We start from the raw sequence: 12,023 nt of genomic DNA, 5'->3' as shown, positions 1-12,023 counted from the left end.
ACGTAGACGCTGTTGTTTTGTTTAGTTTTCAAAGATCATTTCAATCAGTCAATCGCTCAGAAGCGACTTTACTAATATAACATGTTTTCTTCTTTTAAGTCAACATGTTTTTTATTTTTTCTTTATTGCTGTCTGTCTAGCAAGGTGTTTTCTCTTGCGGCGACGAATAATAATATACCATGTATTGTTGAGGAACGTCAATAACCTTTTTAAAACTTTTTCAAAATAATTTCTAAGCTATCCGTCTTCTTCTATATAAATGAGAAATAACCTTTTTCGCAACCTTTTTGAAAAAGGTTATTTCCACATTTGCAAAAACTAGATAGAGACATTATCTGTCGGCAACGCTGTATTTTCGATGATATACGCCTTTACCTTTTGTTTCAACTTGCTGAACGTCGATAAAACCTTTTTCTACGAGATATCCAACTAGAACGCCAAGATCGACAGAGTACTTGGTTAGCGTAGGATGATTCACTAATTCATGATATGACCATGGCTCCTCTTTTTCGTCCATTTTTTCAAGGAGATGTTTCGCCCCTGTTTTGGTTCTGGAATAAATTAAGAACTCACTTGCCAGGAAAAGAAGTTCTAATCTCTTATCAATTGATTCTTCTCCTTCTATCAACTCTTGATACAGTTTGTAGATTTCCGGTTCTATTTTTTTCACCTGGTTCCAAACTGTTAGTTCGGGATGGAACCCATGATCAATTACGGCAAGCCGTGCAAGATGATGAAGCGAGTGAACAATGTGATTGTAAGCATCCAAGTAATGCTTGGAATCAAAAAAGTCTTTTCCTTCTAAGTACCTTCTGATTAATTTCGAGAATTCTATACCTATTTTTAGCTTTCTGTCTTCTAGAGGAAAGTCCAATAGTTTACCTTTTAAAAGGTGGACATACTCATTACGATCGAAAAGTATTTTTCCGTTGATTATCCAATCAATGACTCTTCGGTTGGTTCCAACTGTAATCCATTCGTCCAGCTGCTTTTCGCTTGCAATATAGAGGGCAGCCTTTTTCTCTTGCATCATGTAATGCTTAACGTATAATGATTCTTCTTGTTCATCCACAATCATAAAGAGAATAACATCGAACTTATCTGTATTTGGACTGATAGGATTCTTTTTTTCTATCATAAGAATTCCTTTTGTATTCAATTGACTTGCTCTTTCTTGATAGATGGGACGAAGTAGGTCTTCCATTCTAATACCTCCAAATTAAAGAGTTTATATCCCCTATCTATTCGACACTTTTCACAAAACACCTTCTACTCTATTCAATCCAGAAGATTCAGTAAATAATTTGTCGCCAGGGTGGTATTTAAAGAAGGTTTTACTATCTCCTATTTTACGTGTTTTATGATATTATAATGATTTAGGAGGTAGAAAAGATGGCAGCTAAATATTCTAGTAAAATAAATAAAATTAGAACCTTTGCATTAAGCCTAGTTTTTATCGGCTTTTTTGTCATGTATATAGGGATTTTCTTTCAAGGTAATATGATTGTCATGACCTTATTCATGCTCTTGGGTTTATTGTGTATTGTTGGATCCACTGTTGTGTATTTTTGGATTGGGATGCTTTCCACCAAAGCTGTACAAGTAGTTTGCCCTAATTGCGGCAAGGTTACCAAGGTACTAGGGAGAGTGGATATGTGTATGTACTGTAACGAACCGTTAACCATGGACCCTAATTTAGAAGGAAAAGAATTTAACGAAAATTATAATCGCAAAAAAGAAAGCTGATAGGGGTCCCCTACCAGCTTTTTTATATAGGCTGCTTTCGCATATTTTATTTTCCAACGCAAGTTGAAACCAAAAAGTTAATCGTTACTGTTGTTCTCCGAGATTAATGTGCACCTTTGTCACATTCAGGACACACACCATAAATCTCCATACGATGCCTGCTCACTTTGAAGCCGGTTACATGCGCTGCTAGAGCTTCTACTTCATCTAAGCCTGGGTAGTGGAAGTCAACGATCTTTCCACAATCGTCACAGATTAAATGATAATGATCTGTTGTTACATAATCGAAACGACTAGAGTTATCTCCGTAAGTCAGTTCTTTTACTAACCCAACCTCACGAAATACGCGTAAATTATTATAAACAGTGGCAACACTCATGTTAGGGAACTTCCCTTCAAGTGCTTTATATATATCATCAGCTGTTGGGTGAGACATAGATTGAATTAGGTACTCTAAAATCGCATGACGCTGTGGAGTAATACGAACTCCAGTTTGCTTTAAAGTTTCGAGCGCTTCTTTTAATTGTTCGGTTGCCACAGTCATGCACCTCTTTTCTTCATAAAGATTATTACTTTATAATATTTATAATTAGTGTACATTGCCACTTGCCTTTTTGTCAATCTTCATCTAGACTTTTACTATTTTATAGCTCTGGCTTTAAGACAGGCTCTTCTTGGTTAAGTTTCATGTTTACATATCTAGCTACTACAAATAAGTAATCCGATAGACGGTTAAGATAAGCCATGACGTTAGGAGAAAGCTCTGTACTTAAGCTAACTGCTGAACGTTCCGCTCTTCTTACAACGGTTCTTGCACAATGAAGCGCAGCTCCTGCTTTTGTTCCACCTGGTAAAACAAAATTTTTTAAAGCAGGTAGAGCTTCATCAAGAATATCCATTTCCTCTTCAAGGCTCGAGACATGCTGTTCTGTTAATTTCCACCTCACGTCTTTTCCGTGTGGAGTAGCAAGCTCAGCTCCTACATGAAATAGTATGGTCTGTATTTTATGGAAGGATTGGAGAAGCTCCTCTTTTTTATCAAACTCTTCCTCCTTTATATACGTAACGGCTAATCCGATTATTGAATTTGCTTCATCACAAGTCCCATAGGCTTCCACTCGTGCATGATTTTTATCTACGCGTTGACCGTAGACTAATGATGTTTGACCTTTGTCGCCTGTTTTAGTGTAAATCTTCATATTTAGTATCCCCTTTTTGCCTCAATTATGTTTTAGTACGACTCTTTTAAATAGGATTGCTCATTTCCGTTTAAAATTTATCAGTAAATTGCATATCAGACTTTTTATCCGAGAAGTTTTCCTACTCCAATAATGAAGATAAGCAAGATCGATAACCCTGAAGTTAAAACCAAAGTTGTAAAGCTTCTAACACCTGTTTTCGATTCTTTCATACCACTTAATCCAATTACACCTAAGAAGAAAGATATTATGGTAAGAGCTAAAATAATGGATAGCGGATGGACCTTTAAAGAATTTTCAACTGAATTTAGCATCTCTGTGAAACTGAATAAAAAGAACAATCCCAAACAAACAAAGGATGCTATGAAAGAGTAAAGGTTCATTCTCTGTGCCAATCTACTATGCTCCTTTCTGAAACATCATGTCTGTCTACAATGACCCTATGACTCGCTGAGGTGCCCTAGTTTACTTAACCGAGGTATATAAAAGAATTTTACCATAAATATGTACTCTCAAAACAATAAGACGATAACAACATTTTTGACCGTTCTTTCTTTTATCTAAACAAAAAACCGCCTGCTATCTAAAGACAACAGAGGCGGTTTTTGAGTTGTTTTATATTAGCCAATATATTCGATAGGTGCGTTCGGTCCGATAGGCAGACCTGTTAACATCCAGATAACCAACATCACTACCCACACGATAGAAAAGAAGATAGAATATGGGATCATCGTAGAAATTAATGTACCAATACCTACTTTTTTATCGTATTTTTGCGCAAAGGCGATAACGATAGCAAAGTAAGGCATTAGTGGCGAGATGATATTTGTAGTAGAATCTGCTAACCGGTATGCTAGCTGGGTTATTTCAGGCGAATAGCCAAGACCCATCATCATCGGTACAAATACTGGAGCCATAATTGCCCATTTAGCGGATGCACTACCGATGAATAGATTAATGAAGCCAGTCACTACAATAAAGGCAAGAATCAGCAAAATTCCCATCATTCGATTATCGCTATCAAAGCCAAGACTTTGGATCAGTTCCGCTCCATTAACAGCAAGTACGATCCCTAAGTTTGTTTCATTAAAGTAGGCAACAAATTGACCTGCAACAAAAGCTAATACGATGTAAGCTCCCATTGTTGCCATTGTGTCAGACATTTGGTTGGCAACATCTTTATCGTCCTTAATGGTCTTTGTAATCATTCCATATACAAGACCAGGAATGAAGAACATTATCAAGATTACAGGAACGAGTGTGTGGAAGAATGGTGCTTCAAGAATCGAGCCTTCTCCACGTAGTGGTCCCCAAGATGGTACTACAAGTAATGCAAGAACAGCAATGGTTGCGATGAACGAAAATAACGCAGCCCATAAACCTTTTTTCTCTTCCGGCTGAAGATAGTTTACATCACCTTGGTATGCTCCTTTATATTCTCCAAGTCGTGGCTCTACAATCTTATCTGTAACGAAGGTCCCGACTATAGTTAGGACAAAGACTGAAACAATCATGAAATAATAGTTCATCATATAGTTCATGCCTTCTGCATATTCCGGATTGACTGTAGCCGCCGCTTCCTGCGTTAATGAACCTAAGAGCGGATCTAGCGATGTTAATAAAAGATTGGCACTGAATCCTGCAGAAACTCCTGCAAACGCTGCAGCCAAACCAGCTAGAGGATGACGTCCGAGACCTGCGAAAAGCACAGCGCCTAATGGAGTTAATACAACATAACCTGCATCCGCAGCCATAGAAGACATAATTCCACCAAACACAAGAGCCGCTGTCATAAGCTGTTTAGGCACAGAAGTGACAAGGCCACGCAGTCCGGCACTGATTAAACCAGATCGCTCTGCGAGTCCGATACCGATCATTGTAACAAGAACGGTTCCTAGTGGAGCAAATCCTGTAAAGTTGGTAACCGCACTTTCAAAAATATACGCGATTCCCTCGGAACTTAACAAGTTTTTTACCTTGAGAACTTCTCCTTCGTTTATAGGATCATCGACTTGAACACCAAGCCATGAGAAAATACCTGAAAGCACAACGATCATTAACGCAAAAATAGCAAACAATGTTACTGGATGTGGGAGCTTATTACCAGCGCGTTCGATGAAATCTAGCGAACGCATAACAAACCCACTTTTCTTTGTTGTTGACTCCACTGTCCTACCCCTCTCTCAATCTAGCAAATTTTCAAAAAATAATAGTATAAAAACCATGTATCAGTATATTAAATATCTATCAAAGAAGAAAGGGGGTAAAAAAAAGGCGGAATATAAATAAAAATAACAATAGTTCGTCTTTTGGTTATGTAACTTTATACCAAAAGGGGTCTGGCCCCTTTTGGTATAAAACGGAAGTTCAACTCCACTCCCCTCCCCCCTCTCTGGTGCTTTTTAATCTTTCTTCATCAAATAAAAAAGGAGCGCAAGCATGGGATGCTTGCGCTCTCTATACACGTCAACTTTTGAGGAGGTATGCCCTACACTATAAGTTACTCACAGGGAGGCACTTTGGAATTAGACGTTTGCCTCATTTTTTAAAAAATAGGCTGGATTAACCTAAGTTATCCTTAATGTACGTTAATGCCTCTTCAACATGACCTTTTACCTTCACTTTTCTCCACTCTTTTACGATTTGCCCTTCTTTATTAACAATAAAAGTGGAGCGTTCAATGCCCATGTATTCTTTACCAAAGTTCTTTTTGAGCTTCCAGACATCATATTGTTCCGCTACTGTATGATCTTCGTCCACAAGCAAAAGGAAAGGGAGACCATGTTTATCGATGAATTTTTCATGCTTTGCCTGTGGATCTGGACTTACTCCTAGAATAACCGTGTCAAGTTCAGAGAAATCTTCATGGTTATCACGGAAGTCACATGCCTGAGTTGTGCATCCTGGCGTCATGTCTTTCGGATAAAAGTAGAGCACCACATTCTTGCCTTTATAATTGGATAGCTTCACTGTTTCCCCATTGTTTGCCATAAGGGTGAAATCAGGAGCTTGTTTACCTATCTCAACTGTCATATAAAGTAATCCTCCTTTTTACCATTTGTAATGCTAGCGTATCGAAAAGAGTAAACAATATCAAATTTTCCGCTGAAACACGGCCAGTTATTTATTATGCTTCGTGTCTCTCCCGTCCATATGAAGCACCACTCGTACCACAAATGCTGCTGGCATCACATAACCAATGAGAGCTTCAGTCATCGCTATCACGCGTCCAATCCCTATGGGCGTTATATCACCGTATCCGACCGTCAGGATAGTGATTGCACTGAAATAAACGGAATGAGTGAATATTGTAAAATAATTACCCGTAATTTCTACCCCATTTTCCACTAGGACAGGAAATCCTTCTAAATGTAACACTGTATATAAAAGACCAAACGAAACTAACAGCGTAAAATAAATCATTAACAATAGAAGCAACGTTTCTTTCGAGACATAAGGCATGCTTCGATTATCAGAAGTAAACACCTTTATAAAACTAAAATATATCGTCACAATAATAAACAAGATTATTATAAAATAAAGCATCCTACTCCCCCATTATGCGGACATGCTATTTATACAATATACGCGCTTGGTGTGTAGGTATGCTTTTATTTTAGATCAGTTTCCTGCCCCGCGGTATTTGGTCACGCCAAGATTCCATAACACTACGGATACTACAAAGAACGTAAGCCCAACGACTGGCGTTAAAAATGCATAGTTGTACCATTCTTCTCTTCCAAGAAAATAGGCGGAAGGATATACCCCAACAAAGGCGAACGGCAGTATCCAGGTAAGCGTAAAGCGAATCACATTATTATAGATGTCTACTGGATACCTACCATAATTACCGATGTTATACATCATGGGCATGATAGAAGTTCGTGCATCAGACCAAAACCCAATGCTTGCAAGCATAACGAAAATCCCCGCATAGACGAGTGCACCACCCAAGACAAAGACAATCAGCAAAATATAATCGTACCACGCAAAGGAAAGACCTAAGGAACTTCCAGCATAGTACATGATGGCCACTCCCGTTATCACTCCAAACAGCGATTCCAATTCCATACGCTCTAATATTACCTGAAACAGACTATGAATTGGCCTTGTTAGGATCCGGTCCATTTCCCCTTTTACTATATATCTTTCATTAAAATCCCAAATATTAAAGAAAGAGGAAAACAGAGCATATGGCACAAGGAAAAAGCCATAAATAAAGATGATTTCTTCCCTACTCCAACCGCTTAAAGCCTGTGTATGACCGAAAACAACAAGAATGAAGATAAGGTTAACCGCTTGAAATAACAAATCAGAAAAAATCTCCACAATTAAATCTGCCCGGTATTGGAACCTTGTTTTCATGTATTGGCCAATATATTGGAAAAACATCGATACATAAAACATGATTACCCTCCCTGCACAATGAGTTGCTTTTTGGCCAATTTCCATAAAAGATGAATTGGAATAACTAAAAGGAGCACCCATACTAATTGTAATAATAATGCTTCATAAATTTCATTGCCTGCAAATCCTTCTGTAAAGATCATGCTTGGTATATAACTAATTGCTTGAAAAGGCAAGAACCCCATTACCTCCTGCGCCCATAAAGGGTAAAAGCTTATAGGAAGCAGCAATCCGGAAAACAGATCAATAACTACACGCTTCGCTCGAATTAAGCCATCATTATTGAATAAGAAAAATGTCATAATACCTGTTAAAAGATTAATTTGCGTGTTCACAATAAAACTAAAAATAATAGAGAGACCGAAAAATGCCCATGTCCCCACGTTTGCAGAAAAATCCAACGGAAAAACGAGCGCTACAATGACCATTCCTGGAAGGGAGAAGAAAGCTAATCGGAAAATACCTTCACCTAGACCTTGCATCGTCTTCATTCCGAGGTAATGGTAAGGTCGAATGAACTCTATCGCTACCTTTCCATCTTTTATCTCTTGCGCAATTTCACGATCAATATTATTAAAATAAAAAGCACGAGCCATCCAAGCCACCGCTACATAGGTTGTCATCTGGATGGTAGATAAACCTTGAATATCCTCTTTCCCACTGTAAATTGCCTGCCATAAAAAATAGTAGGCTCCAATATTAATACTATAAATCAAGATACCACTGTAATAATTCGTTCGGTACGCTAGCATCATTAAAAAGCGCATCCGAATCATTTCAAAATACTTATCCATGAGTTAACACCGGCTCAGGCTGAGGTGCCATGCCCTTATCATAGATATTTCGGATAATTTCCTCTGTAGAAATCTCCTGAATACTCACATCAGTAATCGCAAACTGCCCTACCACTCTTCCAATCAGCTCAGATATTTCCTCTTCCTCTTTTGCAACAACAGCACTCCATACCGTCTGTTTGCCCTCATTTTTCCAAAAAACCTCTAGGTCAGTAGTTAATCTGTTTAATTGCTGCTCAGCCACTTCCTCGCTGAATTGAAATCTAATCTGCTTCCCTTCTCCCCAGTTGTTACGCAATTTCTGCAGGGAACCGTCATAAATGATGTTTCCTTCGTCCAACATGATGACACGTTCACATAAAGCTTCAATGTCTGTCATATCATGAGTGGTTAAGAGAATGGTAGTTTTATATTTTTCATTTATCTCTTTTAAAAATTGCCTGATTTTCAATTTAACTAGAACATCCAATCCTATTGTCGGTTCATCCAAAAATAAAAGTGGTGGATTATGAATCAGTGCTGCTGCTAATTCACACCTCATCCGTTGACCAAGGGAGAGCTTCCGAACCGGTTTATCAAGCAATGGACCGATATCCAACGTTCGAATAACATGTTCCATATGATCGTTATAATCTTCGTCCGAAACCTTGTACACCTTTTTCAATAATCGAAACGACTCCTGTACAGCAATATCCCACCAAAGCTGGGACCGCTGGCCAAACACGACTCCGATGGTTTGAACAAATTTTTCGCGTTCTTTATGAGGATTCATCCCATTCACACGAACAGTACCTGATGTGGGATTAAGGATTCCTGTCAGCATTTTAATGGTGGTCGATTTTCCTGCCCCATTTTCCCCGATATAACCGACCATCTCCCCTTGCTTTATATGAAAAGATACATCGTGTACGGCAGGTACGATTTTATAATTTCTTGTAAATAGATCCCGAAAAGCCCCTTTTAAACCAGAACGGCTAGAGTAAGCTTTGAATTCCTTTCGCAAGGAATCCACTTCTATAATATTCTTCATTATTTTCCTCCTTTAATTACCACTCAAAAATAAACCATAAAGAATAGTCTATACAAAAGCACAGAATCTCTCAATCATGAAACATTACCATTTGAAACTTTTTCTATTAAAAATATGAACTAAAGGTTCCTCTTAAGATTGTTGTAATATTTTAGGGTTCAGCTATAGAAANTCAAAAATAAACCATAAAGAATAGTCTATACAAAAGCACAGAATCTCTCAATCATGAAACATTACCATTTGAAACTTTTTCTATTAAAAATATGAACTAAAGGTTCCTCTTAAGATTGTTGTAATATTTTAGGGTTCAGCTATAGAAAGCTGTTACTCTCCACGAAAGGCTTCGCGTCCGCGGGGTGCTTGGGAAGCCTCCTCGGCTGCAGTGCAGCCTGTGGGGTCTTCCCAAAGCACTATCTCCCGCAGGAGTCTCCGCCTTTCGTTCCGATCCACAGCTGGGAACTTTAATAATAAATGTGCGCTCTTTAATGATTTTTGAGAATTAGGAACGTCTCTATTTTTTTTAAGTGGAATACTCTACCTAGGATAGAGGTTTGTGCTTTAGACCGCTGTTTCTCTCCACGAAAGGCTTCGCGTCCGCGGGGTGCTTGGGAAGCCTCCTCGGCTAACGCCTGCGGGGTCTTCCCTAAGCACTACCTCCCGCTGGAGTCTCCGCCTTTCGTTCCGATCCACAGCTGGGTAGGCCTAGGATTAAGTGGGGTTCTTTATATTTTTTATATTAATGATACCTATACTCAGGTTAGCTCTTAATGTAAAGCCTGCACTCTATGAAGAATGGAGATGCCTACACCCAAATTTAAAGTGATCCCCCTGTGTATTGAAGTGGCAGGTGATCGACTCCTGCGGGCGATAGCGGTAGACAGGAGACCCCACAGGCGCAGCCGAGGAGGCTCCTGCACCGCCCCGCGGAAAGCGAGCACCTAGAACGGAAAGGAACAGGGAGTTTCAAAACTAACCTACCATTCTCAGCGTAGTTTATCTTCTCAATGTAATTAAGGTAGATGAATTCATCACATCTAAAGTGCTCCCCCCCTGTGGATTGAACTTCAACGTCCGGCCGATGTAGACAGGAGACCCCACAGGCAAAGGCGAGGAGGCTCCCGCACCGCCCCGCCCCGCGGAAAGCGATCACCTGGAACGAAAAGGAACAGGGAGTTTCAAGACTAACCTGCCTATTCTCAGAATTAGTAAACGTCCATCATTTTCTCGCCTTCACATTTCGTGATAAACTATACCCTGAAGAGTAATAACCTAGGAGGAAACATACATATGAATTTTACAAAATCAGAACAAATACATGAAGAAGCACAAAAACATATAGTCGGGGGAGTAAACAGCCCGTCCCGTTCTTATAAAGCAGTAGGCGGAGGCTCGCCTGTAGTAATGGAACGGGGAGAAGGTGCTTACTTCTGGGATGTGGACGGCAACAAGTATATTGATTATTTAGCAGCCTATGGACCTATTATTACTGGCCATGCTCACCCCCATATTACCGAAGCAATTGAACGGGCAGCAAGAACCGGGGTCCTCTATGGGACACCAACTCCACATGAAGTGAAATTTGCCAAAATGTTAAAAGAAGCAATGCCTGCAATGGAGAAGGTACGTTTTGTAAACTCTGGAACAGAAGCTGTGATGACCACGATCCGTGTTGCTCGCGCTTACACTGGAAGAGATAAAATCATTAAATTTGCCGGCTGTTATCATGGTCATTCTGATCTTGTGTTAGTAGCTGCGGGCTCGGGCCCTGCAACACTTGGTACACCGGATTCCGCTGGGGTCCCAAAAAATATAGCAAAAGATGTTATTACCGTTCCATTTAATGATATCGAGCCATTTAAAGAAGCGCTTAACAAATGGGGCGACCAAATTGCTGCAGTTTTGGTTGAGCCAATTGTAGGGAACTTCGGAATCGTGGAGCCTAAGCCAGGTTTTCTTCAGCAAATCAACGACTTAACACATGAAGCTGGTGCCCTTGTCATTTATGATGAAGTGATTACTGCATTTCGGTTCATGTACGGTGGAGCACAGGATATGTTAGGAGTGACACCCGACCTAACTGCTCTAGGGAAAATTATTGGTGGCGGTTTACCGATTGGAGCCTATGGTGGTCGCAAAGATATTATGGAAGAAGTTGCACCTCTTGGACCTGCCTATCAAGCAGGAACAATGGCCGGTAACCCAGCTTCCATCCTTTCCGGTATTGCCTGCTTGGAGATCTTAAAAGAAAAGGGTGTCTATGAACACCTGGATTATATAGGTAGCCTGCTTGAAGAAGGAATTTTGGCCCGTGCCGAAAAACATGGTATCACTATTACCATTAACCGTTTAAAAGGAGCACTAACGATTTATTTTACAGATGAAAGAGTCTTCAATTATGAACAAGCGGAAAATACGGATGGAGAAACGTTTGCAAAGTTCTTTAAACTTATGCTTCATCAAGGAATCAATCTCGCGCCTTCAAAATATGAGGCATGGTTCGTGACCATCTCTCATACAGAAGAGGACGTCGCTGTGACGTTAGACGCTGTCGAGCATGCATTTAGCGAAATAAGCAAAAGTAATGCATAAATATACAAAACGAAGTGTATCTGATCACTTCGTTTTTTTATCTTATTTATTGCAAACGCTTACAAACCAACACTTTTATATTTCGACATCCCCTCTGACCCTCCCTTACTCTGCATAAAAAATTGATTTTATCTTTTTAAAGTGTTAGTATATAGATTAAAGTCTGAAAATTCTCTTTTATTTTTTTCCTTTAGAAAACCTTTCAGCACATTTAACAACCACATAAAAAGGCGCTACCAAAGCGCTCCCGCATTTTAT

Annotated in this window: 12 protein-coding genes; 2 read left to right on the top strand and 10 right to left on the bottom strand. The window is 39.5% G+C overall.

All coding sequences use genetic code 11. From position 1 onward, the window contains the following. Positions 1–331: 331 nt before the first annotated feature. Entirely contained in the window at positions 332–1,204 is an 873-nt protein-coding gene (locus K9B36_RS16255) for a nucleotidyltransferase-like protein (protein ID WP_223703470.1), read from the bottom strand. A 188-nt stretch (positions 1,205–1,392) separates the two neighbouring features. On the opposite strand from K9B36_RS16255, the gene K9B36_RS16250 reads away from it, so the two are divergent. Further along, positions 1,393–1,746, top strand: coding sequence for a YgzB family protein (locus tag K9B36_RS16250; protein ID WP_223703468.1), 354 nt, complete (start codon positions 1,393–1,395; stop codon positions 1,744–1,746). A 103-nt stretch (positions 1,747–1,849) separates the two neighbouring features. On the opposite strand, the gene perR is transcribed toward K9B36_RS16250, so the two are convergent. The 9 genes from perR to K9B36_RS16205 form a co-directional block, all read right to left on the bottom strand. After that, positions 1,850–2,284: a peroxide-responsive transcriptional repressor PerR gene (gene perR, locus K9B36_RS16245; RefSeq protein WP_223703467.1), complete on the bottom strand. Its 435-nt coding sequence runs from the start codon at positions 2,282–2,284 to the stop codon at positions 1,850–1,852. A gap of 106 nt (positions 2,285–2,390) precedes the next feature. Beyond that, the gene (locus tag K9B36_RS16240) at positions 2,391–2,945 is read right to left on the bottom strand and encodes a cob(I)yrinic acid a,c-diamide adenosyltransferase (protein WP_223703466.1); all 555 of its coding nucleotides are present in this window, start codon (positions 2,943–2,945) and stop codon (positions 2,391–2,393) included. 104 nt (positions 2,946–3,049) lie between these two features. Further along, complete coding sequence (locus K9B36_RS16235) at positions 3,050–3,340, bottom strand: hypothetical protein (protein ID WP_223703465.1); 291 nt, start codon at positions 3,338–3,340, stop codon at positions 3,050–3,052. A 225-nt stretch (positions 3,341–3,565) separates the two neighbouring features. Then, positions 3,566–5,080: an AbgT family transporter gene (locus tag K9B36_RS16230; protein WP_223703476.1), complete on the bottom strand. Its 1,515-nt coding sequence runs from the start codon at positions 5,078–5,080 to the stop codon at positions 3,566–3,568. Positions 5,081–5,507: 427 nt separating this feature from the next. Continuing rightward, the gene (bcp, locus tag K9B36_RS16225; RefSeq protein WP_223703464.1) at positions 5,508–5,978 is read right to left on the bottom strand and encodes a thioredoxin-dependent thiol peroxidase; all 471 of its coding nucleotides are present in this window, start codon (positions 5,976–5,978) and stop codon (positions 5,508–5,510) included. Positions 5,979–6,065: 87 nt separating this feature from the next. Further along, entirely contained in the window at positions 6,066–6,491 is a 426-nt protein-coding gene (locus tag K9B36_RS16220) for a potassium channel family protein (protein WP_223703463.1), read from the bottom strand. A 75-nt stretch (positions 6,492–6,566) separates the two neighbouring features. Further along, positions 6,567–7,352: an ABC transporter permease gene (locus K9B36_RS16215; RefSeq protein WP_223703462.1), complete on the bottom strand. Its 786-nt coding sequence runs from the start codon at positions 7,350–7,352 to the stop codon at positions 6,567–6,569. A 2-nt stretch (positions 7,353–7,354) separates the two neighbouring features. After that, complete coding sequence (locus K9B36_RS16210; RefSeq protein ID WP_223703461.1) at positions 7,355–8,146, bottom strand: ABC transporter permease; 792 nt, start codon at positions 8,144–8,146, stop codon at positions 7,355–7,357. Beyond that, a complete protein-coding gene (locus K9B36_RS16205; protein WP_223703460.1) occupies positions 8,139–9,176 on the bottom strand; it encodes an ABC transporter ATP-binding protein in 1,038 nt (345 codons plus the stop codon). Before K9B36_RS16205 ends, K9B36_RS16210 begins: the two co-directional genes overlap by 8 nt. Positions 9,177–10,463: 1,287 nt before the next feature. On the opposite strand from K9B36_RS16205, the gene K9B36_RS16200 reads away from it, so the two are divergent. Continuing rightward, positions 10,464–11,765: a glutamate-1-semialdehyde 2,1-aminomutase gene (locus tag K9B36_RS16200; protein WP_223703459.1), complete on the top strand. Its 1,302-nt coding sequence runs from the start codon at positions 10,464–10,466 to the stop codon at positions 11,763–11,765. Positions 11,766–12,023: the final 258 nt, after the last annotated feature.

The organism is Sutcliffiella deserti, from assembly GCF_020037475.1.
Classification (GTDB): domain Bacteria; phylum Bacillota; class Bacilli; order Bacillales; family Bacillaceae_I; genus Sutcliffiella_A; species Sutcliffiella_A deserti.
The sequence above is the reverse complement of the archived record's forward strand: the minus strand, read 5'-3'. Positions and strand labels throughout refer to the sequence as shown.